The sequence below is a fragment of the Cupriavidus ulmosensis genome (genome assembly GCF_977008105.1).
Genome location: NZ_CDRMWP010000001.1, coordinates 1,330,023 through 1,353,411, shown reverse-complemented (window position 1 = coordinate 1,353,411; position 23,389 = coordinate 1,330,023). Strand labels below are relative to the sequence as shown.

Sequence of the window (23,389 nt, the reverse complement as noted above, 5' to 3'; positions counted from 1 at the left end):
CGCGGGGCGGCCATGCCGCCGGAAGGCATGCGAAGGCCGCTCAGGCGTCGCGCAGCGTGGCCAGCGCGGGCTGCCGCAGCACCTCGCGCAAACCCAGCCAGCCCCCCGCAAAAGCGCACAGCATGCCAGAAAGCACGCCGGCCGGCACGATCCAGCCGTTGAAGCGGTACGGGAAATCGAACACGAACTGCGACAGGCCCCAGCCCACCGCGATCGCGCCCAGGCTGGCCAGCAGCCCCGCCAGGCCGCCCACCACCAGGAACTCGGTGTACTGCGTCTGCCGCACCACCGCGGCCGAGGCGCCCAGCGCCTTGAGCAGGCCGGCGTCGCGCTTGCGCTCGTCGCGTGAACCGGAAAGCGCCGCGTAAAGCACCGTCACGCCGGCCGCCAGCGTGAACACGAACAGGAATTCCACCGCGGCGATGACCTGGTCGAGCACTTCCTGGATCTGGCGCAGGATCAGGTCGGTGTTGACCACCGTGATGTTGGGGAAGGCCGCCACCAGCCGGTTGCCCAGCGCCGCCTGCGGCGCGGGCAGGTGGAACGCGGTGATGTAGGTCTCGGGCATGCCCTTCATGGCCGCCGGCGGCAGGATGACGAAGAAGTTCACCCGCATCGAGCCCCAGTCCAGCTTGCGCAGCGACGTCACCGGCGCCTCCACCGGCTGCCCCGCCACGTCGAAGCGCAGCGTGTCGCCCAGGTGGATGCCGAGCGTCTTCGCGATGCCCTCCTCCACCGACGCGCCGGCCTCGCCGCCGCCGGCGGCCAGCCAGCGGCCGGCGACCACGCGGTTGCCCTCGGGCAGCCGGTCGGTGTACGACAGGTTGAACTCGCGCTCGACCAGGTTACGCGCGCGCCCGTCCGGGTACTGCCCGGCCTGCACCGGCTGGCCGCCGATGTGCGTCAGGCGCCCGCGCACCATCGGGTACAGCAGGTCGGCGATGCCGGCGTGCGCGAGCATGCCGGCCAGCGGCGCGCGCTGGTCGGGCTGGATGTTGATGATGAAGCGGTTGGGCGCGTCCGCCGGCGTGGCGTTGCGCCACGAGGCGATCAGGTCGTTGCGGGTCATGCCCAGCAGCAGCAGCGCCATCAGGCCCACCGCCAGCGCCACGGTCTGCAGCACCGTCACCGCGCGGCGCCGCTCCAGCACCGCCAGCGCGAAGCGCCAGCCCACGCTGCCGCGCCCCGGCTTGCGCCCGCGCATCAGGCGCGCCAGCAGGCTCAGCAGGCCCAGCGCCAGCAGCGCGAAGGCCACGCCGGCGCCGAGAAAGCCGCCCGCGGTGGTCAGGCCCAGCTTGAGGTCGCGCGCGGCCACCAGCAGCAGCGCCACGAAGGCGCCCAGGCCGAGCCCGTAGGCCACCCACGTGGACACCGGCGGCGCGCCCAGGTCGCGCCGCAGCACGCGCAGCGGCGGCACGCGCGTGAGCGCCAGCAGCGGCGGCAGCGCGAAGCCCGCCAGCAGCACCATGCCGGCCAGCAGGCCCACCAGCGCCGGCACCAGCGACGGCTGCGGCAGCGTCACGGTCAGCAGGTTGCCCAGCGACAGCAGCAGGCCGTAGTGCGCCAGGTAGCCCAGCACCACGCCGGCCACCGCGCCGCCGATGCCCAGCAGCAGGAATTCCAGCGTGAAGGCCAGCAGGATCTCGCGGCGCGACAGGCCCATGCACTTGTACACCGCGCAGGCGTCGGTATGGCGCTGCATGTAGCGGCGCGCGGACATGGCGATGGCCACCGCCGCGATCATCGCCGACAGCACCGCCACCAGCGACAGGAAACGCTCGGCGCGGTCCAGCGTGGCGCGCATCTGCGGCTGGCCGGACTCGAGCGACTCCACGCGCGTGTTGCGCAGCCCGCGCCGGCCGATCTCGGCCTCGGCCCAGCGCTGGTAGGCCTGGCCGGCCGCGTCGGGGCCCGCCACCAGCAGGCGGTAGGTCACGCGGCTGCCCCAGCCCACCAGCCCGGTGGCATCCAGGTCCGACAGCGGCAGCATCACGCGCGGCGCGAAGTTCATGAAGCCGGCGCCGCGGTCGAGCTCCTGCGTGACGATGCGCTCGATGCGAAAGCCGCGGCTGCCGAGCTGGATGGTGTCGCCCAGCGACAAGCCGAGCGAATCGAGCAGCGCCTCGTCGACCCACACCGTGCCGGGCGCCGGGATGCCCGCGGCGGCCACTTCCGGGCCGCCGCGCGCGCCGGCCACCTTGACCTGCCCGCGCAGCGGGTAGCCCTGGCCGACCGCCTTGAGCGCGGCCAGCTGCGAAGGCGGCTCCGCCGCCGCGGCCGAAGCGCCGGCGGCCGTGGTCTGCTGCCCGGCCCGGTGCGCGGTGGCCATGCTGGGAAAGGTGACGGTCTGCGCGGTGGCCAGCCCGGCCTGCGCGGCGCGGGCGGCGAAGGCCGCGTCGAACGGCTGGTCGCTCACGATCAGCACGTCGGCGGCGATCATCTGGCGCGCGTCGCGCTCCAGCCCCAGCCGCATGCGGTCGGCCAGGAAACCCACGCTGCTCAGCGCCGCCACCGCCAGCACCAGCGCGAACAGCAGCAGGTACAGCTCGCCGGCGCGCCAGTCGCGCCGCGCCATGCGCAGGGCCTGGCGCCACGGGGAGAAGCGGGCCGTGGGCGCCGCCGCGGCGGCAGGGAAAGCGCCGGCGATCCCGGCGGCCGAATCCAGTTCGGAAGGCATCAGTCAGTTATCCGTGCACATGCGTTGAAGCGGCCCGCCAGGCAGGCCGCCGGTTGTCCGGTGAAGATGTGAAGGCAATGAATCCGGCTTGGGCGCTAGCGCCGCGGCAGCCGGCGCGCCGCGACGGCGGGCTCGCCCCGCCCCAGCGCCTGGCGCAGCCGGCGCAGGCCGCGCCACAGCCTGGGCAGCAGCCAGATCGCCACCACCAGCAGCAGCGCCAGCACCACCAGGAACGCCACCGGCAGGAAGAAGGCCAGCAGCAGGCCGCCGCTGGCGGCGACGTCCTCGCTCAGTGAGGCAGCCCAGTTCGAAAACGGTTCCGGCGAGACGTTGATCAGCGCGCGCGTGCCGGCCTTGGCCGCGTGCGCGGTGCCCGCCAGCGTGCCGCCGGCCAGCCCCGCGGCCATCACCCATTGCGGATCGAGCTGGCCGAAGGCGGCGGCGGCCAGGATCGCGCCGGCGGGAATGCGGATGAAGGTCTGGATGCCGTCCCAGAACGAATCGAAGCCGGGCACCTTGTCGGCCACGAACTCGGCCAGCGCCAGCAGCGCGGCCAGGGCGATCATCCACCATGACTCCAGCACCTGCAGCCCCGGCGGCAGGTGCAGCAGCCCCAGGCGCCCGAGCGCGCCGGCCGTGAACACGGCCAGATAGAGGCGGAATCCGCTGGTCCAGGACAAGCCCGCGGCCAACGCGGCCGTTTCTAGCATGAGGCTCCTTGCGTGTCTGTGGCGGAAGGCGCGCAGCCGGCCGCTGCAAGCAGTGTAATACGGCGCCGCCGGAATGGCCGATGAATGGCCGCCCGGCCGCCCGGATGTCGCGCAACCGCCGCCATCGCGGCCAGGGCCGTGGCCAGCGCCGGAAGCGCCATGCCAGTCACATGCGGCCGTCCGCCGGCGGATCAGGCCGGCACTTCCCCGAGCCTGGGCAACTGCGGCAGTTGCGGCAGCTCGGCCGCCACCTCCGCGATCATGCGCCGCAGCCACATCACGTCCGGCGCCGCGTGGCAGCGCTCGTGCCAGAGCTGGTAGAAGCGCATGCGCGGGAACGGCACCGGCGACGGCACCATGCGCAGCGGCAGGTACTGCGAATAGTGCGCGGCGAACTGGCGGCCGGTGGTGAAGACCATGTCGGTCTTCATCAGCACGTAGGGCACCAGGCCGAAATACGGCAGCGTGACCTGGATATTGCGCTTGTAGCCCTGCTCGGCCAGCGCCTGGTCGATCATGCTGCGCTGCATGGACGCATACGGCGCCGGCGCCAGGTGCGGCATCTCCAGGTAGTGCTTGAGCGTCAGGCCCTTGCGCGCGAGCGGGTGCTGGGCGCCGAGCATGCACACCACCTCGTCGTCGAACAGCGGCGAGATGTGCAGGTGCTCGGGCGGCGACAGCCAGTTGCCGACCACGATGTCGAGCTGGCCCTGCTCCAGGCTTTCGAGGAAGTCGCTGGAGGAGGTCATCGGGTGCACGAACAGCCGGGCGCCCGGCGCCAGCCGGCGCACGCGCTCGACGATGTTGGGCAGGAAAAAGGCGTCGAGGTAGTCGGGCGCGCCCAGGTGGAACGTGCGCGTGGTGGTGGCCGCATCGAAATGCTGCGGCGGGCGGGCGATGCGGTCCATCGCCGCCAGGCTCTGCTCGGCCAGCGCCAGCAGCTCGCGCCCGCGCTCGGTCGGCACCATGCCGCTCTTGCCGCGCACCAGGATGGCGTCTCCGGTGATCTCGCGCAGGCGCTTGAGCGTGTTGCTGATGGCCGGCTGCGACTGGCCCAGCTTGACCGCCGTGCGGGTCACGCTCTGCTCGGTCAGCAGGGTGTGCAGCACACGCAGCAAATAGGTGTCGAGATGGTCGCGTCCGTGCATGGCGAGGGGGCGCCGGGGCGCGCCGCGGCGGCCGGTGGCGTGGGGGATGGGAACGGCGCATAGTGTATGTCAGGCACCCCGCCAGCGGTCAATCCGGGCGGCGGCGCAACGCGCTCCCGCCCTTGATGGGGCATATCACCTGGGCCGAATATTGCATCATCGGCCTGAGTGCTATGTTTTGCCCCATTGCAAAGAGAGACGACATCATGGAGACGCAAACCATCCGCTTCTACCACCGCGGCCAGGTCAGGGAGGTCGGCGGCGCGCCCGTGACCCGCACCGTGCTGCAGTACCTGCGCGAGGACGTGCGCTGCACCGGCACCAAGGAAGGCTGCGCCGAGGGCGACTGCGGCGCCTGCACCGTGGTGCTGGGCGAGCTGCGCGAGGATGGCGAGGTCGAGTTCAAGGCGGTCAACGCCTGCATCCAGTTCCTGCCCACGCTGGACGGCCGCGCGCTCATCACCGTGGAAGACCTGCGCCAGGCCGACGGCGCGCTGCACCCGGTGCAGCAGGCGCTGGTGGAATGCCACGGCTCCCAGTGCGGCTTCTGCACGCCCGGCTTCGTGATGTCGCTGTGGGCGCTCTACCAGCAGCACGCCGGCGACGCCGGCAGCGGCCGCGCGCCGGCGCGCGACGCCATCTGCGACGCCCTTACCGGCAACCTGTGCCGCTGCACCGGCTACCGCCCCATCGTCGAGGCCGGCCAGCGCATGATGGCGCTGCCGGCGCCGCGCGCCGGCAAGCTCGATGCGCGGCACATCGCCGAAACCCTGCGCGCGCTGCGCCGCGACGACACCTTCCACTACAGCGCCGACGGCCAGCATTTCTACGCGCCGCGCACGGCGTCGGCGTTCGCCGCGCTCAAGGCCGCCGAGCCCGGCGCGCGCATCCTGGCCGGCAGCACCGACGTGGGGCTGTGGGTCACCAAGCAGTTCCGCGAGCTGGGCAACCTGCTGTACGTGGGCCAGGTGGCCGACCTGCAATACATCCGGGAAAGCGAGGGCATGATCGAGATCGGCGCAGCGGTGTCGCTGGAGCGCGCCTACGCCGCGCTGGAAGCGGCCCACCCCGGCCTGCGCGAGCTGTGGAAGCGCTTCGCCTCGCTGCCGATCCGCAACGCCGGCACGCTGGGCGGCAATATCGCCAACGGCTCGCCGATCGGCGACTCCATGCCCGCGCTGATCGCGCTCGGCACCGAAGTGGTGCTGCAGCGTGGCGACGCGCGCCGCGCGCTGCCGCTCGAAGACCTCTACCTGGCCTACCAGAAGACCGCGATGGCCGAGGGCGAGTTCGTCGCGGGCCTGCGCGTGCCGCTGGCCGGCCCGCGGCATTTCCGCACCTACAAGCTGTCCAAGCGCTTCGACGAGGATATTTCCGCGGTGTGCGCCGCCTTCGCCATCACGCTCGGCGACGACGGCGTCATCGCCCACGCGCGCGTGGCCTTCGGCGGCATGGCCGCCACGCCCAGGCGCGGCGCGCATGCCGAGGCCGCCCTGCTCGGCCAGCCCTGGACCGAAGCCACCGCGCGCGCCGCGATGGCCGCGCTGGCGCGGGACTACGCCCCGCTCACCGACATGCGCGCCACCGCCGCCTACCGCAACCGCGGCGCCGCCAACCTGCTCTACCGCTTCTGGCTGGAAACGCGCGCCGACGCGCTGCCGGCGGCGGCCGTCAACGTCCGCGCGCCGGGCGCCGGCCAGGCCCTGGCCACCGCCTGAGGGGAGGACCGGCACCATGAACAAGCAAACCGAACCCTTCCTGCTCGACGCCGGGAACGAACGCGACGACGACGACCGCGCCATCGCCACGCCGCAGGTCGGCATCTCGCGCCCGCACGAATCGGCGCACCTGCACGTGGCCGGCACCGCCACCTACACCGACGACATCCCCGAGCTGGCCGGCACGCTGCACGCCGCGCTCGGCATGAGCACGCGCGCGCATGCTCGCATCAGGTCGGTCTCGCTCGACAAGGTGCGCGCCGCGCCCGGCGTGGTGGCGGTGCTGACCGCCGACGACATCCCCGCCACCAACGACTGCGGCCCGATCCTCCACGACGACCCGATCCTGGCCACCGGCGTGGTGCAGTTCATCGGCCAGCCGCTGTTCGTGGTGGTCGCCACCTCGCACGACGCCGCGCGCCGCGCCGCGCGCCTGGGCGCGATCGAATACGAGGACCTGCCCCCGGTGCTGTCGCCCGAGGCCGCGCACCAGGCCGGCAGCTACGTGCTGCCGCCGATGCACCTCGCGCGCGGCGAGCCGGCCGGCCGCATCGCCGCGGCCGCGCACCGCGAGCGCGGCCATATCCGCCTGGGCGGCCAGGAGCAGTTCTACCTGGAAGGCCAGATCGCCTACGCCGCGCCTAAGGAAAACGACGGCATGCACGTATGGTGCTCCACCCAGCATCCGACCGAGATGCAGCACGCGGTGGCGCACATGCTGGGCTGGCACGCGCACCAGGTGCTGGTGGAATGCCGGCGCATGGGCGGCGGCTTCGGCGGCAAGGAATCGCAGTCGGCGATCTTCGCGTGCTGCGCGGCGCTGGCGGCGTGGAAGCTGCTGTGCCCGGTCAAGCTGCGCCCGGACCGCGACGACGACATGATGATCACCGGCAAGCGCCACGACTTCGTGTTCGACTACGAGGTCGGCCACGACGCCGACGGCCGCCTCGACGGCGTGGCCGTGGAGATGGTCTCGCGCGCCGGCTTCTCGGCCGACCTGTCCGGCCCGGTGATGACGCGCGCGATCTGCCACTTCGACAACGCCTACTGGCTGCCCGACGTGCGCATCGACGGCTACTGCGGCAAGACCAACACGCAGAGCAACACCGCGTTCCGCGGCTTCGGCGGCCCGCAGGGCGCGTTCGCCATCGAGTACATCCTCGACAACGTGGCGCGCACCGTCGGCCGCGACGCGCTCGACGTGCGCCGCGCCAACCTGTACGGCAAGACCGAGCGCAACGTCACGCCCTACGGCCAGACCGTGGAGGACAACGTCATCCACGAACTGCTCGACGAGCTGGAAGCCAGCAGCGCCTACCGCGCGCGCCGCGCCGCCACGCGCGCGTTCAACGCCGCCAGCCCGGTGCTCAAGAAGGGCATCGCCATCACGCCGGTGAAGTTCGGCATCTCGTTCAACGTGGCCCACTTCAACCAGGCCGGCGCGCTGGTGCACGTGTACAACGACGGCTCGGTGCTGGTGAACCACGGCGGCACCGAGATGGGCCAGGGCCTCAACACCAAGGTGGCGATGGTGGTGGCGCACGAGCTCGGCATCCGCCTGGAGCGCGTGCGCGTGACCGCCACCGACACCAGCAAGGTGGCCAACACCTCGGCCACCGCTGCCTCCACCGGCTCGGACCTGAACGGCAAGGCCGCGCAGGACGCCGCGCGCCAGATCCGCGAGCGGCTGGCCGCGTTCGCCGCGCGCCAGGCCGGCGTGGAACCCGGCGAGGTCAGCTTCGGCGACGACCTGGTGGTGGCCGGCGAGCTGCGCCTGGACTTCAGCGAGCTGGCCCGCCAGGCCTACATGGCGCGCGTGCAGTTGTGGTCGGACGGCTTCTACACCACGCCCAAGCTGTACTGGGACCAGTCGAAGCTGCAAGGCCGGCCGTTCTATTACTTCGCCTACGGCGCGGCCTGCTCCGAGGTGCTGGTGGACATGCTGACCGGCGAATGGAAGCTGCTGCAGGCCGACGTGCTGCACGACGCGGGCCGCTCGCTCAACCCGGCCATCGACATCGGCCAGGTCGAGGGCGCCTTCATCCAGGGCATGGGCTGGCTCACCACCGAGGAACTGTGGTGGAACCAGGACGGCAAGCTGATGACGCACGCGCCGTCCACCTACAAGATCCCGACCGTCAACGACTGCCCCGAGAACTTCACCGTGCGGCTGTTCGACAACCGCAACGTGGAGGACAGCATCCACCGCTCCAAGGCGGTCGGCGAGCCGCCGCTGCTGCTGCCGTTCTCGGTGTTCTTCGCCATCCGCGACGCGGTGGCCAGCGTGGGCGGCTACCGCGTCAACCCGCCGCTGTCGGCGCCGGCCACCGGCGAGGCCATCCTCGACGCGGTGGACGCGGTGCGCGCCGCGGCATCCCGGTAGGAAGGCACATCATGCAGGACGCCCCCCTCAAGCCCTTCCGCTTCGCCGACGCCATCCGCTGCGTGCGCGCCGGCGTGCCGGCGGCGCTGGTCACGATCGCCGAGGTCAAGGGCTCGGCCCCGCGCGAGGCCGGCATCCGCATGCTGGTGACGGCCGGCGACCTCGTCGGCACCATCGGCGGCGGCCATCTCGAATGGCGCGGCATGGAGATCGCGCGCGGCATGCTGGCGGCCCGGGCCGCGCCGGACACGGGCGGCCCGGCGCGCCAGGTGGTGCGCATCCCGCTCGGCCCGGCGCTGGGACAGTGCTGCGGCGGCGTGGTGCGGCTCGCCTTCGAGGTGCTCGGCGAGGCCGACCTGCCGTGGCTGGAAGCCGTGCAGGAAGCCTTCGCCGCCGGCCGCTCGCTGGCGCGCACGGTGCCCGCGCATGGCCCGGTGCGGCATGCGCCGGCGCCGGCGCTGCTGCCCTCGGTGACGCTGGACCGGCACGGCGGCTGGACCGACGTGATGGTGCCCGATGAGATGCAGGTGGTGCTGTTCGGCGCCGGCCACGTCGGCCATGCGCTGGTCACGCTGCTGGCCAGCCTGCCGTGCCGCGTGCACTGGGTGGACGAGCGCGACACCCTGTTCCCGGCCGGGCTGCCGGCCAACGTCGGCGCCGAAGCCACCGACACCCCGGAGGCGGTGATCGACGCCGCGCCGGCGGGCAGCTATTTCCTCGTGATGACGCACAGCCACGCGCTGGACCAGACGCTGTGCGAGCGCATCCTGCGCCGCGACGACTTCGCCTATTTCGGCCTGATCGGCTCCAAAACCAAGCGCGCGCGCTTCGAGCACCGCATGGCCGAGCACGGCATCGACCCGGCGCGCTTCGCCGAAATGACGTGCCCGATGGGCATCGCCGGCATCACCGACAAGGCTCCGGCTATGATTGCGGTTGCCATCGTCGCCCAGTTGCTGCAGGTCCGCGACCAGCGCGCCGCCCACCTGGGCGCGCTGAGCGCGGCACGCGGCGGCGAAGCGGCGGGAACGACGCAAACTAGAACCGCAAAAGGAACCCCATGACGCTCGATGCCGCGCTCGCCGACCGTATCCGCCTGACCCCCAAGGCGGAGCTGCACGTCCATATCGAAGGCACGCTCGAGCCCGAGCTGATCTTCCGGCTGGCCCAGCACAACCACGTGAAGCTGCCCTATCCCAGCGTGGAAGCGCTGCGCGACGCCTACGCCTTCACCGACCTGCAGTCCTTCCTCGACATCTACTACGCCGGCGCCAGCGTGCTGCTGACCGAGGACGACTTCTTCGACATGACGATGGCCTACGTGCAGCGCGCGGTGGCCGACAACGTGCGCCACGCCGAGATCTTCTTCGACCCGCAGACCCACACCGCGCGCGGCGTGCCGATCGGCGTGGTGATCGACGGCATCTCCGACGCGCTGGCCCAGGCGCGCACGCAGTTCGACTTCTCCAGCAGCCTGATCCTCTGCTTCCTGCGCCACCTGTCCGAGGAAGACGCCTTCGCCACGCTGGAAGCCGCGCTGCCCTACCGCGACCGCTTCATCGGCGTGGGGCTCGACTCCTCCGAAAAAGGCCACCCGCCGGCGAAGTTCGCGCGCGTGTTCGCGCGCGCCCGCGAGCTCGACCTGCGGCTGGTCGCGCATGCCGGCGAGGAAGGCCCGGCGCAGAACGTCACCGACTCGCTCGACATCCTCAAGGTCGAGCGCATCGACCACGGCGTGCGCGCCATCGACGATGCCGCGCTGGTCGAGCGCCTGGCGCGCGAGCGCGTGGCGCTGACCGTGTGCCCGCTGTCGAACCAGAAGCTCAAGGTCTACCCGGACCTGCGCGACCACTCGCTCAAGCGCCTGCTCGACGCCGGCGTGCTGGTCACGCTGCACTCGGACGACCCCGCCTATTTCGGCGGCTACATGAACGCCAACTGGGAAGCCACCTTCGCCGCCCTGCCGCTGACCGCGGCCGACGGCCATGCGCTGGCGCGCAACAGTTTCGAGGCGGCCTTCCTGCCCGCCACGCAGAAGGCCGCCTTCCTCGCCGAAGTCGACCACTTCTGGCAAGCGCCGCTGCCCGCGGCCGAACCCGCCGCCGCGCCGGCCGCCCCGGCCTGAGCGCGGCGCATGCCGAGATGCCGGCGCGCGGCCCCGAGCGGGCGGCGCGCCGGCGCACCACGAGACACCAACCATGACGACCAGCCCCCCGACTTCCGCCACCACCCGCGCCATCCGCGGCCGCGTGCTGCATTTCCTGCGCGACCCCCAGTTCCATGAAGACGCGCACCAGTACTGGGAAGACGGCGTGCTGATCGTCACCGCCGGGCACATCGCCGCGGCGGGCGCCTACGCCGAGCTGGCCGCGCGGATCCCGCCCGGCGCCGAGATCGTCGACCGCCGCGGCAAGCTGATCGTGCCGGGCTTCATCGACACCCACGTGCACTACCCGCAGACCGACATCATCGCCTCGCCCTCGCCGGGCCTGCTGCACTGGCTCGACACCTACACCTTCCCCGAGGAGCGCCGCTTCGCCGAGCCGGAATACGCCGCCGCGGTGGCCGGCTTCTTCGCCGACGAACTGCTGCGCAACGGCACCACCAGCGCGGTGGCCTGGAGCACCGTGCACAAGGCCTCGGCCGAGGCGCTGTTCGCCGAGGCCGAGCGCCGCAACCTGCGCCTGGTCACCGGCAAGGTCATGATGGACCGCAACTGCCCCGAGTTCCTGCGCGACACCGCCGAGTCCGGCGCGCGCGACTCGGCCGACCTGCTGTCCCGCTGGCACGGCAGGAAGCGCCTGTCCTACGCCATCACGCCGCGCTTCGCGCCGACCTCCACCGAAGCGCAGCTGGCTGCCTGCGGCGAACTCGCCAAGGCTTACCCGGACGCCTTCATCCAGACCCACGTGGCGGAAAACCGCGACGAGGTGAAATGGGTGGCCGAGCTGTTCCCGCAGGCGCGCAGCTACCTCGACGTCTACGACCAGTACGGCCTGCTGCGCCCCGGCGCGCTCTACGGCCACGCCATCTACCTGGACCAGGACGACCGCCGCCGCCTGGCCGACAGCGGCGCCGCGGTGGCGCACTGCCCCACCTCCAACCTGTTCCTCGGCAGCGGCTTCTACGACTTCCACCAGTCCGACGCCAACCGCCTCAACGTCACGCTGGCCACCGACGTGGGCGGCGGCACCTCGTTCTCGATGCTGCGCACCATGAACGCCGCGCACAAGGTCGCGCGCATGGGCGGCTACCACCTGAGCGCGCTGCGCATGTTCTACCTCGCCACCCGCGCCGCCGCCGACGCGCTCGGCTGGAGCGCGCGCGTGGGCAGCTTCCTGCCCGGCTGCGAGGCCGACTTCATCGTGCTCGATCCGCAGGCCACGCCGCTGATCGCGCGCCGCAGCGAGCGCTCGCAGACGCTGGAAGAGCAGTTGTTCGCCTTCGCCATGCTCGGCGACGACCGCGCCGTGAGCGAGGTCTACGTGATGGGCGAGGAAGCCGGCGCCACGGCGCGCGCGGCGCACTGAAGCGGCAAACCCCGGGGGAACAGAGCGGGGTGGCGACCCCAAACGGCACGGAAAAGTGCCGCCTGAAACTCTTTTAGAGTGCCGCCATGCTCTTTTTGACGCCAGTCAACACCCCCGTCATACATCCCTTCTAAGCTGTCGCAATCTCGGGCCCGTGCGGCCACTAATCGCCCAATTCCATTCCAGGCGTTCGACAACTGAAGGTGCCATGACCGTCTCGCAGCAAATTCCCTTTCCCGAACCGGTTTCCCCCGACGCTCCGCTGCCCCCGCGCAAGGTCATCCGCAGCTGGATGCTCCCGATCACGGCGCGCAGCACGCCGCGCGCGCTGGTGCTGTTCGCGCTCGACACCGCGCTGTTCGCCGCGGCGCTGGCCGCCGTGGTGCTGCTCTCCCACTGGCTGGCCAAGACGGCCGCCGGCGTGGTGACGGGCCTCATCATCGCCCGCCTGTTCATCATCGGGCACGACGCCTGCCACCAGAGCCTGACGCCGCGCCGCGGCCTCAACAAGTGGCTCGGGCGCCTGACCTTCCTGCCGTCGCTGACGCCCTACAGCCTGTGGGAAGTGGGCCACAACGTGGTCCACCACGGCTACTCCAACCTCAAGGGCTTCGACTTCGTGTGGGCGCCGTACTCGCTCGAGGAATTCCAGGCGCTGCCGCGCTGGCGCCGCGCGATGGAGCGCATCTACCGCACCGGCTTCGGCGCGGGCCTGTACTACCTGGTGGAAATCTGGTGGTGCAAGATGTTCTTCCCGAACCGCCGCCAGATGCCCACGCGCCGCGCCATCTTCATGTGGGACTGCGTGCTGGTGGCCGCGTTCGGCGCCGCCTGGATCGGCGCGCTGGTGTGGCTGGCGCTGGCGACCGGCCAGTCGGCCGTGCAACTGGTCGGCCTGGGTTTCGTGCTGCCGTTCCTGGTGTGGAACCTGACCGTGGGCTTCGTGCTCTACGTGCACCACACCCACACCAGCGTGGCGTGGTACGACACCAAGGCGATGTGGGCGCGCGCCCAGCCGTTCGTCTCCACCACCGTGCACCTGCGCTTTCGCTACGGCATCGGCGCGGCGCTGCACCACATCATGGAGCACACCGCCCACCACGTCGACATGAGCGTGCCGCTGTACCGCCTCAAGCGCGCCCAGGCGCTGCTGGAGCAGGCCCTGCCGGGCCGCATCATCATCCAGAACTTCAGCTGGCGCTGGTATTTCGGCACCGCGCGCCGCTGCAAGCTGTATGACTTCAAGGCGCTGTGCTGGACCGACTTCCGCGGCCGCCAGACCAGCGACAACGCGCCGGTGCCGCTGTAAGCGGGGCAGCCGCGCCACAAGGTGATGCACAGATCCGGATCCGGATTCGGATCCCATTCGCACCCGTAAGGAGCCGCCACGGTGGACATTCCACGGATCTTCAGCATCACCGAAAGCGCTCACCGCATCCATAACCCGTTCTCGCCCGAAAAGCTCGCCACGCTCGGCGCGGCGCTGCGCATGGCGCCAGGAACCCGTGTGCTCGACCTTGGCAGCGGCTCGGGCGAGATGCTGTGCACCTGGGCCCGCGACCACGGAGTCACCGGCACCGGCATCGACATGAGCCGGTTGTTCACCGGGCAGGCGAAACTCCGCGCCGAAGAACTCGGCGTCGCCGATCGGGTCCGGTTCATCCACGGCGACGCTGCCGGCTACGTCGCCGACGACAAGGCCGACGAGAAGGCCAACGTGGCGGCCTGCCTCGGCGCCACCTGGATCGGCGGGGGCGTGGCGGGCACCATCGGGCTTCTGGCGAAGAGCCTGCGCGCCGGGGGGATCATCCTCGTCGGCGAACCGTACTGGCTGCGGTTGCCGCCGACGGAAGACGTCGCCAGGGGCTGCCTCGCCGGCTCGGTTTCCGACTTTCTCCTGCTTCCCGGACTTCTCGCGTCTTTCGGCGACCTCGGCTACGACGTCGTGGAAATGGTGCTGGCAAGCCAGGACGACTGGGACCGGTACGAGGCGGCCAAATGGCTCACCATGCGCCGATGGCTCGAGGCGAATCCCCACCACGACTTCGCGAAGGATGTTCGCGCCGGGCTGGCCTCGGAACCCGGGCGCTACGCCACGTACACGCGTGAATACCTGGGCTGGGGCGCGTTCGCGCTGATGGCGCGGTGACGCGAGGCGGCGATCGGCAACGGATTTTCTCCGGCGCGCGGCGCGACCGGAGGGACTGGACGAGAACAGCCCGCCTTGGCATAATGCGGGCTTCCATTGGGGAGTAGCCGCCCCGTTTTCACCACCCGCGCAACGCGGGATGCGAAAAAACGGGGGCACACGTCAACAGACTTGACCGCTTGCGGTTATGGCGTGCGCAGCTTCCGGGGCGGGCCTGCGGCCTGCTTCCAGGGCCTGGCGAGACCGATGACATCACCTTTCTGGCCGGGCCGGGAAAGGTGCGTGTCATTGGCATCTCGCGATGCATCGGCCCGGACACACCCACAAAAGAATGGAAGCCTTCCTCGTCTCCACAGGCATCGTCGCCCTTGCTGAAATGGGCGACAAGACCCAGTTGCTGTCGCTCGTGCTCGCAGCCCGCTACCGCAAGCCGCTGCCCATCATCCTCGGCATCTTCATCGCCACCATCGTCAACCACGGTTTTGCCGGCGCGCTCGGCGGCTGGATCACGCACGTGCTCGGCGCCGACGTGCTGCGCTGGATCCTCGGCGCGGGCTTCATCGCGATGGCCGGCTGGATGCTGATCCCCGACAAGCTCGACGACGCCGAGCAGGGCAAGCCGGCCAAGGGCGCGCTCGGCATCCTCGGCACCACCATCGTGGCCTTCTTCTTCGCGGAGATGGGCGACAAGACGCAGATCGCCACCGTGGCGCTGGCGGCGCGCTTCAGCGGCGAGGTGATCGGCGTGGTGGCCGGCACCACCTTCGGCATGATGCTGGCCAACGCGCCCGCCGTGCTGCTCGGCGACCGCTTCGCCAACAAGATGCCGATCGCGCTGGTGCACAAGATCGCCGCGGCGATCTTCCTGGTGCTGGGCGTGCTTGCGCTGCTGGGCGTGGGCGCCTGAGCGCGCCGCGCCGCCGGCGCTATTGCGGCGCCGGCCTGCCGAGCACCTGCGCGATGCGCGCGCGCAGCTCGTCGGCCGAGCCCATCTGGCGGAACAGCGGGCCGCCCGGCGCAAAGCTGTTCGCGGTGGCCAGCGGGCCCACCACCACCGGCTCGAAGCCGGCGTCGCGCACGAGCTGCGCGCCGACGCGCAGGGCCTGCGCGTCATCCGCGGCGATCGGCACCGCCAGCAGCCCGCCCGCGCGGTGACTCTCCCGCGCGAACTCGGCCGCGCCCGTGAAGTTGAACGCGCGCACCACGCGCGCGCCGCGCAGGTACTTCGCCGTGGTGATGCCGATGCCGTTGCCGGCCGCCTCGTCGGCGATGGCGCCGTCGCGCGCGCGCACCGCGTTGGTCGCGTCCACCACCACCTTGCCGCCGAAGGCGTTGCCGTTCTGCTCGGCCAGCTCGGGCAGCGCCTTGTAAGGCACGGCCAGGAAGATCACGTCGGCGAACGCCAGCGCGTCGGCCACGGTGCCGGCGCGCGCGAGCGGGCCGAGCTTGTCCACCAGCGGCTTGAGCGCGTCCGGGTGGCGCGAGGAAAACAGCACCGGGTGGCCGGCCCGCACCCACAGTCCGCCGATGGTGCCGCCGATGTTGCCGGAACCGATCACGCCGATGCGCGCCGGGCCGGCATTGCCCTGCGCCCGCGCGCGCGCGGGACGCAGGCCCAGCGCCAGCGCCGCCAGGGCGGCACCCGAGCCGCCCAGCAGCAAACGGCGGCGCCGGTCGGCCACGGCATGCGCCACGGTGGTGGTGGCCTGACTATCGGGACGAGACATATCTGACTCCTGAGTTCGAGAACCACAGGGGGCGACTCATGGCAGGCACCGCGCCGCCAGTGCCCGGCAAGCGCGTGGCACGGGCGGCACGGCTGGCCCGCCTTCGCACTCTAGACCAAAAATGGTGCGTGCGTGGCGGCGCGGCGCGCATCGTGGCGTAGTGGCGGTGAAATGAAAACGGGGCTTGCGCCCCGTTGGATTGCCGGCAACCTTCGGCAAGCCGGCGATGCCGGCAAACCCGGCCAGGCGTGCATCACGCCGGCCAGCCCCCCATCAATTCGCCGTCTTCGCCCCCGCCTCGAACCACTGCCCCAGCAGCGCGCGCTCGTCGTCGGTGATCTGCGTGACGTTGCCCAGCGGCATGGCCTTCTGCTGCACGGCCTGCTGGTAGATCAGCTGCGCGTGCGCCTTGATCTCGTCGGCGGTATCGAGCTTGATGCCCTTGGCGGCGCTGGGCATCAGCTTGGGCGACGCGGCGTGGCACTGGATGCAGCGCGAGTTGATGACCTCCTGCACCTGGGCGAAGCTCACCGGCGCGGCGGCCGCGCCGTCCTTGCCGGCCACGGTCTCGCGCGGCACCGGCGCGATCATGACCGCGACCACGCCGAGCACGGCCACGCCGGCGGCGGGCCACGCCACGTTGATCCTGCCCTTGTGCTTGAGGATGAAGAACTGGCGGATCAGCACGCCGGCCAGCATGATCAGCACCAGCACGGCCCAGTTGTACTTGTAGCTGTAGGTCATGCTGTAGTGGTTCGACAGCATGGCGAACAGCACCGGCAGCGTGAAGTAGGTGTTGTGCACGCTGCGCTGCTTGGCGTGCTTGCCGTGCACCGGGTCGACCGGATCGCCCTTGCGCAGCGCCGCCACCACCTTGCGCTGGCCGGGGATGATCCACACCAGCACGTTGGCGCTCATGATGGTGGCGATCATCGCGCCGGTCAGCAGGAACGCCGCGCGGCCCGAGAACACGTGGCACGCCACGTAGGCGGCCACCGCCACGTAGACCGCCACCAGCACGCCGACGGTGCGGTCGCTCTTGCCGAACAGGCGGCAGATGCAGTCGTACACCACCCAGCCCGCGGCGAGGTAGGACAGCGCCAGCCCGACCGCCGCGCCGGGCGACATGTCGTAGACGTTGCGGTCGATCAGGAACGTGCTGGCGTTGAACAGGTACAGCACCACCAGCAGGCCGAAGCCGGTCATCCAGGTGGAATAGGACTCCCAGTAGAACCAGTGCAGGTTCTCCGGCAGCGTCCTGGGCGCGGTGAGGTATTTCTGCGGGTTGTAGAAGCCGCCGCCGTGCACGGCCCACAGCTCGCCGCCCACGCCCTTCTCCTGCAGCTCGGGGTCCTGCGGGCGCGTCAGGCTGTTGTCGAGCCAGACGAAATAGAACGAGGAACCGATCCACGCGATGGCGGTGATGACGTGCACCCAGCGCAGCAGCAGATTGGCCCAGTCGAGGATATAGCCTTCCATGTCTTGTCTCCTGTATTGCCTGGCCCGCGCTCAGCTGCCGCGGTAGGTCGAATACGACCAGGGGGAGACCAGCAGCGGCACGTGGTAGTGCGCGGCCGTGTCGGCGATGCCGAAGCGCAGCGTCACCACGTCGAGGAAGGCCGGCTCGGGCAGCGCCGCGCCCTGCGCGCGGAAGTAGTCGCCGGCGCCGAACTCGAGCTCGTAGACGCCGGCGGCGAAGCTGTCGCCCTCCAGCAGGGGCTGGTCGCAGCGGCCGTCGTGATTGGTGACGACGGTCTTCAGCGCCTCCCTGTGATTGTCGACAATTTTATGCAGGGTGATCGACATGCCGGCGCCGGGTTTGCCGGTTGCGGTGTCGAGTACATGCGTGGTCAAGCGTCCCATCCTGTTCTTCCTTAGGGCTTTGGGTTGTGAGAGGCGCCGCTGCCTTCACTAGCACCATTTGTGGGAATGGTGCCCGCTCGGTACGTATTTATAACGCATCCCGGCGCTGGACTGGTGCAGGGCGAAGATGCTTCGCACCACTCCGGATGGCAACTCAGGAATTACCCTGAGTTGTCGAAAACCTAGCTCGGTTTTGTTGACAATATTGAATGCATAACCAAATAATTGTCAACAATTTTTGGGGCGCGCCACCGGTTCCCTCGGCTTCCCTCCGGGCCACCGCAGCGCGCCGCTTTCCTCCTCACCGATATGCTGGTGCCAAGATGTCCAAGAGTCTCAAGCTGATTGGCGGCGCCGACGCCGCCGCCCCGGCCGAAATCAAGCCCGCGCGCAAGGGCTCCGTCGAGGAGCGCATGTATCACGAGATCTATGACGCGATCATGGAACACCGGCTGCCGCCGCGCACCAAGCTAACCGAGCACTCGCTTTGCGAAATCTATGCCACCGCGCGCCACACCGTGCGCAAGGTGCTCGCGCGGCTGGCCGCCGACGGCATGGTCGACCTCGAGCCCAACCGCGGCGCGTTCATCGCCAGCCCGTCCACCGACGAGGCGCACGACATGTTCGAGCTGCGCCAGATGCTCGAGCGCGCGGTGCTGGAAAAGCTCGCCGCGCTGCGCGACGTCAAGCGCGTGATCGCGCCGCTGCGCAAGATGGTGGAGGCCGAGCGCCAGGCCTTCCTCGGCCACGAGCGGCCCAAGTGGATCCGCCTGTCGGCCGAGTTCCACACCGCGCTGGCGGAGCTCTCGGGCAACGCGCTGCTGGTCACGATGATGCGCCGGCTGGTGTCGCGCACCACGCTGATGATCGCCAGCGTGGAGGCGCCGGGCAACAACGCCTGCTCGTTCGACGAGCACGAGGAGATCCTCGATGCCCTGGAACAGGGCGACGCGGCGCTGGCCCAGCGCCGCATGGCGCACCATCTCGGCGCCTGCGCCGACCGCGTGCAGCCCGACGAGCCCGGCAACTTCGATCTTCGCAGCGTGCTGGGCCACTCCACCTAGCGCGATGTTCCCGCCGCCACCCGCGGCCAAGGCCCGATTCCTGCTCAAGAGAACGCGTCCCCGACGATGCGCGCGGGCCGGAACCACGAACAGGGCCAGCCACCGGCGGCGTTCCCATCAAAATCCAAAGGAGAGGAGAGACACCCATGACTAGCGCCAGCACCACGGTCCCCGCGGACCTCACCAACGAGCGGCTGCCCTCGGGCCGGCTGCTCGCGCTCGGCCTGCAGCACGTACTGGTGATGTATGCCGGCACGGTTGCGGTGCCGCTGATCATCGGCGGCGCGCTGAAGCTCCCCAAGGACCAGCTTGCCTTCCTCATCAACGCCGACCTGTTCGCCGCCGGCCTGGCCACGCTGATCCAGGCGGTCGGCATCTGGAAGTTCGGCATCCGCATGCCGGTGATGATGGGCGTGACGTTCGCCTCGGTGGCGCCGATGATCGCGATCGGCTCGGACCCCAACGTGGGGCTGCTCGGCATCTACGGCGCGGTGATCGCCGCGGGGGTGTTCGGCATCCTGGTGGCGCCGCTGATGGGGCGCATGCTGGGCCTGTTCCCACCCGTGGTGACGGGCACGGTGATCACGCTGATCGGCGTGTCGCTGATGCGCGTGGGCATCAACTGGGCCGGCGGCGGCCAGCCCACCACGCGCGCGGTGATCGACGGCGTGGTCAAGGAAGTGCCCAACCTCGCCTACGGCGACCTCGGCGCGCTCGGCATCGCCGGGCTGGTGCTGGCGGTGATCCTGCTGCTGAGCAAATACGGCCGCGGCCTGGTGTCGAACTGCGCGGTGCTGCTGGGCATCGTGGCCGGCACGCTGGTGGCGATGGCGCTGGGCAAGGTGTCGTTCGACGGCGTGCGCGAGGCCAGCATGGTCGCCTTCATCACGCCGCTGCATTTCGGCATGCCCAGCTTCGACCTCGCGGCCACGCTGTCGATGTGCGTGGTGATGCTGATCACGCTGGTGGAGTCCACCGGCATGTTCCTCGCGCTGGCGGACATCACCGGCAAGCGCCTGTCCAACGACGACCTCACGCGCGGCCTGCGCGCCGACGGCCTGGGCACCGTGATCGGCGGCGTGTTCAACACCTTCCCGTACACCTCGTTCTCGCAGAACGTGGGCCTGGTCACGGTGACGGGCGTGCGCTCGCGCTACGTGGCCGCGGCCGGCGGCGTCATCCTGATCGCGCTGGGGCTGTTCCCCAAGATGGCCCACATCGTGGCCTCGGTGCCGCAGTTCGTGCTGGGCGGCGCGGGCATCGTGATGTTCGGCATGGTGGCGGCCACCGGCATCCGCATCCTCGGCTCGTGCGACTTCAACCGCAACCGCCACAACCTGTTCATCGTCGCCATCTCGATCGGCTTCGGCATGATCCCCACGCTGTCGCCGACGCTGTTCCAGTACCTGCCCAAATGGACCGACCCGTTCACGCACAGCGGCATCGTGCTGGGCACCATCGTGGCGGTGCTGCTCAACCTCTTCTTCAACGGCATGCAGTCGCGCGAAGACGCGATGCGCCACGCTGCGGCGAATTCGCACGGCACCGAATGAGCGCTGTGCAACAAGCGCGCGGCACTACGAGCCGGCGGCGTCCGGCACCGTTTCCTGAGACACCATGACCCTGACGACAAGCAACAACTATCCACGCGACCTGGTCGGATACGGCGGCCAGCCACCGCATGCCCGCTGGCCGGGCGGCGCGCGCATCGCGCTGCAGTTCGTCCTCAACTACGAGGAAGGCGGCGAGAACAACGTGCTGCACGGCGACGCCGGCTCCGAGCAGTTCCTCTCGGAGATCATCGGCGCGGCGGCCTACCCGGACCGCCACATGAGCATGGAAGGCGTGTACGAGTACGGCTCGCGCGCGGGCGTGTGGCGCATCCTGCGCGAGTTCGAGCGGCGCGGCCTGCCGCTCACGATCTTCGGCGTGTCGATGGCGCTGCAGCGCCATCCCGAGCTGACCCGCGCGTTCGTCGCGCTCGGCCACGAGATCGCCTGCCACGGCTGGCGCTGGATCCACTACCAGGGCATCGACGAGGCCACCGAGCGCGAGCACATGCGCATCGGCATGCAGATCATCAAGGAGCTGACCGGCACGCTGCCGCTGGGCTGGTACACCGGCCGCGACAGCCCCAACACGCGCCGCCTGGTGGTGGAGCACGGCGGCCTGCTCTACGACTCGGACTACTACGGCGACGACCTGCCGTTCTGGACCGAGGTCGAGGCCGGCGGCGGCGAGAAGAAACCCCACCTGGTGGTGCCCTACACGCTGGACTCCAACGACATGCGCTTCGCCACGCCGCAGGGCTTCAACACCGGCGAGCAGTTCTTCCAGTACCTCAAGGACGCCTTCGACGTGCTCTACGCCGAGGGCGACCCGCAGGGCCTGGACCAGCCCAAGATGCTGTCGGTCGGCATGCACTGCCGCCTGCTGGGCCGCCCGGGCCGCATGCGCGGGCTGCAGCGTTTCCTCGACTACGTGCAGGGCCACGACAAGGTGTGGATCTGCCGGCGCGTGGACATCGCGCGCCACTGGATCGAGACCCATCCCTATCGCGCGAAGGCACAAGCATGAGCCAGACCTACACCCTCGGACAACTCAACGCGCTGCCCGCCGCCGGCTTCGTGCAGGTGCTCGGCGGCATCTACGAACACTCGCCGTGGGTGGCCGAGGCGGCCGCCGCCAAACGCCCGTTCGCCGACATCGCCACGCTGGCCGACACCATGCGCGCCATCGTCGACGGCGCCGGCGGCGAAGCCCAGGTCAGGCTGGTGCGCGCCCACCCGGAGCTGGCCGGCAAGGCCGCGGTGCGCGGCGAGCTGACCGCCGAGTCGACGCGCGAGCAGAGCGGCGCGGGCCTCGACCAGTGCTCGGCCGAGGAGTTCGAACGGCTGCAGGATCTCAACCGCCGCTACAACGCGAGGTTCGGCTTCCCGTTCATCCTCGCGGTGCGCGGCTACGACCGCGCCGGCATCATCGGCGAATTCGCCCGGCGCGTCGGCAACGAGCCCGCCGCGGAGTTGCAAACATGCATCAATCAGATCCATCGCATTGCGCAGTTCCGGCTGGACGACTTAGTATCCCGCTGAGTTGAAATGGGCAGCCTGCTTATCGATTGCAGGACACGGTTGCAAGACGCGATTGCAGGACATCGGTCACAGGCGCCCGGGCAGCATCCGGCGGGGTTCCGCGAGCCAGCGGAAGCCACCGCCGGAGCATGCCCCAAGAACGAATAGAACCCGTCAGGGACCCAGTACACAAAAGCACGCAACGGATCAACCACGGAGAAATCACCAATGCAAAAGCAATTCAAGCCGGCACTCAAGCTGGCGGCGGTGGCTGCCGCCCTCGTCAGCGGCGCCGCCGCCGCGCAGTCCAGCGTCACGCTGTACGGCCAGGCCGACATGTTCGTCGGCGGCACCAAGGGCGTGGGCTCGGCCGGGCGCGCCTGGGTCGCGGACTCGGGTGGCATGCAGACCTCGTACTGGGGCATCAAGGGCACCGAGGACCTCGGCGGCGGCACCAAGGCCGTGTTCGACCTGAACGGCTTCTTCCGCACCGACGGCGGCCGCTCGGGCCGCTTCGACGGCGACTCGATGTTCAGCCGCAACGCCTTCGTCGGCCTGCAGAGCGACAAGCTGGGTTCGGTCAAGCTGGGCCGCAACACCACGCCGTACTTCGTGTCGACCATCCTGTTCAACCCGCTGATCGACTCCTACGTGTTCTCGCCGATGGTGTTCCACACCTACTTCGGCGCGTCCAACGCGCGCGTGAACGACCCTGGCATCATCGGCGACTCGGGCTGGAACAACTCGGTGCTGTACTCCACCCCGACCATCGGCGGCCTGACCGCCAACGTGATCTACTCGTTCGGCGAGAAGGTCGGCTCGATCGGCCAGAACAAGTGGGGCGGCAACCTGACCTACTTCAACGGCCCGCTCGCCGCCACGCTGGCCTTCCAGCAGGTGAAGTTCGACAGCACGCCGGGCGACGTCACCGCGTCGTCCAGCCCGCTGCTGGTCGGCTTCAGCAAGCAGAACGCCGTGCAGGCCGGCCTGAGCTACGACTTCCAGGTGGTGAAGGTGTTCGCGCAGGGGCAGTACATCAAGTCCGACATCAACAACAACCCCAACGGCGACATCAAGCACTACAACGGCCAGGTCGGCGTGTCGGTGCCGATCGGCGCGGGCAGCGTGCTGGCGTCCTACGCCTACGATAAGACCAAGAACTCGGTCGCGGACTTCAAGCGCAACACGGTGGCGCTCGCCTACGACTACAACCTGTCCAAGCGCACCGACGTCTACGCGGCGTACTTCTACGACAAGATCACCGACCTGTCGCACGGCGACACGTTCGGCGTGGGCGTGCGGCACAAGTTCTGAAGGCAAGAAAAAACCCGCCTTGGCGGCGGGCCGGA

Annotated in this window: 19 protein-coding genes and 1 riboswitch; of the genes, 13 read left to right on the top strand and 6 right to left on the bottom strand. The window is 70.1% G+C overall.

The genetic code is table 11. The annotated features are described in order from the left end of the window. Positions 1 to 40: 40 nt before the first annotated feature. From ACWTPI_RS06185 to ACWTPI_RS06175, 3 genes are all read right to left on the bottom strand, one after another. Positions 41 to 2,677 (bottom strand): ABC transporter permease, encoded by a 2,637-nt coding sequence (locus tag ACWTPI_RS06185; protein ID WP_454731208.1) that lies wholly within the window; start codon positions 2,675 to 2,677, stop codon positions 41 to 43. Between the two features lie 95 nt (positions 2,678 to 2,772). Next, positions 2,773 to 3,387 (bottom strand): DUF4126 domain-containing protein, encoded by a 615-nt coding sequence (locus tag ACWTPI_RS06180; protein ID WP_059412998.1) that lies wholly within the window; start codon positions 3,385 to 3,387, stop codon positions 2,773 to 2,775. A gap of 191 nt (positions 3,388 to 3,578) precedes the next feature. After that, positions 3,579 to 4,535, bottom strand: a complete 957-nt coding sequence (locus ACWTPI_RS06175) for a LysR substrate-binding domain-containing protein (RefSeq protein WP_020203024.1) — start codon at positions 4,533 to 4,535, stop codon at positions 3,579 to 3,581. A gap of 206 nt (positions 4,536 to 4,741) precedes the next feature. Between ACWTPI_RS06175 and xdhA the strand changes: the two genes are divergently transcribed. The 8 genes from xdhA (at position 4,742) to ACWTPI_RS06135 (ending at position 15,222) form a co-directional block, all read left to right on the top strand. Beyond that, complete coding sequence (gene xdhA / locus ACWTPI_RS06170) at positions 4,742 to 6,253, top strand: xanthine dehydrogenase small subunit (protein ID WP_454731207.1); 1,512 nt, start codon at positions 4,742 to 4,744, stop codon at positions 6,251 to 6,253. Between the two features lie 16 nt (positions 6,254 to 6,269). Beyond that, complete coding sequence (gene xdhB, locus ACWTPI_RS06165; RefSeq protein WP_454731206.1) at positions 6,270 to 8,636, top strand: xanthine dehydrogenase molybdopterin binding subunit; 2,367 nt, start codon at positions 6,270 to 6,272, stop codon at positions 8,634 to 8,636. Positions 8,637 to 8,647: 11 nt separating this feature from the next. Then, positions 8,648 to 9,700, top strand: coding sequence for a xanthine dehydrogenase accessory protein XdhC (gene xdhC, locus ACWTPI_RS06160; RefSeq protein WP_454731205.1), 1,053 nt, complete (start codon positions 8,648 to 8,650; stop codon positions 9,698 to 9,700). Beyond that, complete coding sequence (locus ACWTPI_RS06155) at positions 9,697 to 10,761, top strand: adenosine deaminase (protein WP_454731204.1); 1,065 nt, start codon at positions 9,697 to 9,699, stop codon at positions 10,759 to 10,761. Before xdhC ends, ACWTPI_RS06155 begins: the two co-directional genes overlap by 4 nt. 73 nt (positions 10,762 to 10,834) lie before the next feature. Continuing rightward, entirely contained in the window at positions 10,835 to 12,166 is a 1,332-nt protein-coding gene (gene guaD, locus ACWTPI_RS06150) for a guanine deaminase (protein WP_059413002.1), read from the top strand. Positions 12,167 to 12,374: 208 nt separating this feature from the next. Continuing rightward, positions 12,375 to 13,475, top strand: coding sequence for a fatty acid desaturase (locus tag ACWTPI_RS06145; protein ID WP_020203018.1), 1,101 nt, complete (start codon positions 12,375 to 12,377; stop codon positions 13,473 to 13,475). Positions 13,476 to 13,556: 81 nt separating this feature from the next. Continuing rightward, entirely contained in the window at positions 13,557 to 14,315 is a 759-nt protein-coding gene (locus ACWTPI_RS06140; RefSeq protein WP_454731203.1) for an SAM-dependent methyltransferase, read from the top strand. Positions 14,316 to 14,401: 86 nt separating this feature from the next. Beyond that, positions 14,402 to 14,560: riboswitch (yybP-ykoY riboswitch) on the top strand. 86 nt (positions 14,561 to 14,646) lie between these two features. Next, complete coding sequence (locus ACWTPI_RS06135) at positions 14,647 to 15,222, top strand: TMEM165/GDT1 family protein (protein ID WP_029043615.1); 576 nt, start codon at positions 14,647 to 14,649, stop codon at positions 15,220 to 15,222. A 19-nt stretch (positions 15,223 to 15,241) separates the two neighbouring features. On the opposite strand, the gene ACWTPI_RS06130 is transcribed toward ACWTPI_RS06135, so the two are convergent. The 3 genes from ACWTPI_RS06130 to uraH all read right to left on the bottom strand — a co-directional run bounded on the left by ACWTPI_RS06130 (position 15,242) and on the right by uraH (position 17,905). After that, positions 15,242 to 16,042, bottom strand: coding sequence for an NADPH-dependent F420 reductase (locus tag ACWTPI_RS06130; protein ID WP_454731202.1), 801 nt, complete (start codon positions 16,040 to 16,042; stop codon positions 15,242 to 15,244). Positions 16,043 to 16,315: 273 nt separating this feature from the next. Beyond that, a complete protein-coding gene (locus ACWTPI_RS06125; RefSeq protein ID WP_020203014.1) occupies positions 16,316 to 17,521 on the bottom strand; it encodes a urate hydroxylase PuuD in 1,206 nt (401 codons plus the stop codon). A 30-nt stretch (positions 17,522 to 17,551) separates the two neighbouring features. Next, complete coding sequence (uraH, locus tag ACWTPI_RS06120) at positions 17,552 to 17,905, bottom strand: hydroxyisourate hydrolase (RefSeq protein WP_454731201.1); 354 nt, start codon at positions 17,903 to 17,905, stop codon at positions 17,552 to 17,554. Positions 17,906 to 18,228: 323 nt separating this feature from the next. On the opposite strand from uraH, the gene ACWTPI_RS06115 reads away from it, so the two are divergent. From ACWTPI_RS06115 to ACWTPI_RS06095, 5 genes are all read left to right on the top strand, one after another. Further along, a complete protein-coding gene (locus ACWTPI_RS06115; protein WP_059413006.1) occupies positions 18,229 to 18,969 on the top strand; it encodes a GntR family transcriptional regulator in 741 nt (246 codons plus the stop codon). Positions 18,970 to 19,115: 146 nt separating this feature from the next. Then, positions 19,116 to 20,522 (top strand): nucleobase:cation symporter-2 family protein, encoded by a 1,407-nt coding sequence (locus ACWTPI_RS06110; protein ID WP_454731200.1) that lies wholly within the window; start codon positions 19,116 to 19,118, stop codon positions 20,520 to 20,522. A 64-nt stretch (positions 20,523 to 20,586) separates the two neighbouring features. Further along, a complete protein-coding gene (puuE, locus tag ACWTPI_RS06105) occupies positions 20,587 to 21,546 on the top strand; it encodes an allantoinase PuuE (protein WP_454731199.1) in 960 nt (319 codons plus the stop codon). Further along, complete coding sequence (uraD, locus tag ACWTPI_RS06100) at positions 21,543 to 22,061, top strand: 2-oxo-4-hydroxy-4-carboxy-5-ureidoimidazoline decarboxylase (protein ID WP_020203009.1); 519 nt, start codon at positions 21,543 to 21,545, stop codon at positions 22,059 to 22,061. The genes puuE and uraD overlap by 4 nt, the downstream gene beginning before the upstream one ends. Positions 22,062 to 22,268: 207 nt before the next feature. Continuing rightward, positions 22,269 to 23,354: a porin gene (locus ACWTPI_RS06095; protein WP_059413009.1), complete on the top strand. Its 1,086-nt coding sequence runs from the start codon at positions 22,269 to 22,271 to the stop codon at positions 23,352 to 23,354. Positions 23,355 to 23,389: the final 35 nt, after the last annotated feature.

Bases quoted from the DNA above. Each gene is read 5' to 3' on its own strand.
- uraD (WP_020203009.1), top strand. From the start codon at position 21,543: ATGAGCCAGACCTACACCCTCGGACAACTCAACGCGCTGCCCGCCGCC.
- xdhC (WP_454731205.1), top strand. From the start codon at position 8,648: ATGCAGGACGCCCCCCTCAAGCCCTTCCGCTTCGCCGACGCCATCCGC.
- ACWTPI_RS06180 (WP_059412998.1), bottom strand. From the start codon at position 3,387: ATGCTAGAAACGGCCGCGTTGGCCGCGGGCTTGTCCTGGACCAGCGGA.
- ACWTPI_RS06115 (WP_059413006.1), top strand. From the start codon at position 18,229: ATGTCCAAGAGTCTCAAGCTGATTGGCGGCGCCGACGCCGCCGCCCCG.
- ACWTPI_RS06155 (WP_454731204.1), top strand. From the start codon at position 9,697: ATGACGCTCGATGCCGCGCTCGCCGACCGTATCCGCCTGACCCCCAAG.
- ACWTPI_RS06145 (WP_020203018.1), top strand. From the start codon at position 12,375: ATGACCGTCTCGCAGCAAATTCCCTTTCCCGAACCGGTTTCCCCCGAC.
- xdhA (WP_454731207.1), top strand. From the start codon at position 4,742: ATGGAGACGCAAACCATCCGCTTCTACCACCGCGGCCAGGTCAGGGAG.
- ACWTPI_RS06135 (WP_029043615.1), top strand. From the start codon at position 14,647: ATGGAAGCCTTCCTCGTCTCCACAGGCATCGTCGCCCTTGCTGAAATG.
- ACWTPI_RS06130 (WP_454731202.1), bottom strand. From the start codon at position 16,042: ATGTCTCGTCCCGATAGTCAGGCCACCACCACCGTGGCGCATGCCGTG.
- uraH (WP_454731201.1), bottom strand. From the start codon at position 17,905: ATGGGACGCTTGACCACGCATGTACTCGACACCGCAACCGGCAAACCC.
- ACWTPI_RS06125 (WP_020203014.1), bottom strand. From the start codon at position 17,521: ATGGAAGGCTATATCCTCGACTGGGCCAATCTGCTGCTGCGCTGGGTG.
- ACWTPI_RS06175 (WP_020203024.1), bottom strand. From the start codon at position 4,535: ATGCACGGACGCGACCATCTCGACACCTATTTGCTGCGTGTGCTGCAC.
- ACWTPI_RS06110 (WP_454731200.1), top strand. From the start codon at position 19,116: ATGACTAGCGCCAGCACCACGGTCCCCGCGGACCTCACCAACGAGCGG.
- ACWTPI_RS06185 (WP_454731208.1), bottom strand. From the start codon at position 2,677: ATGCCTTCCGAACTGGATTCGGCCGCCGGGATCGCCGGCGCTTTCCCT.
- xdhB (WP_454731206.1), top strand. From the start codon at position 6,270: ATGAACAAGCAAACCGAACCCTTCCTGCTCGACGCCGGGAACGAACGC.
- guaD (WP_059413002.1), top strand. From the start codon at position 10,835: ATGACGACCAGCCCCCCGACTTCCGCCACCACCCGCGCCATCCGCGGC.
- ACWTPI_RS06095 (WP_059413009.1), top strand. From the start codon at position 22,269: ATGCAAAAGCAATTCAAGCCGGCACTCAAGCTGGCGGCGGTGGCTGCC.
- puuE (WP_454731199.1), top strand. From the start codon at position 20,587: ATGACCCTGACGACAAGCAACAACTATCCACGCGACCTGGTCGGATAC.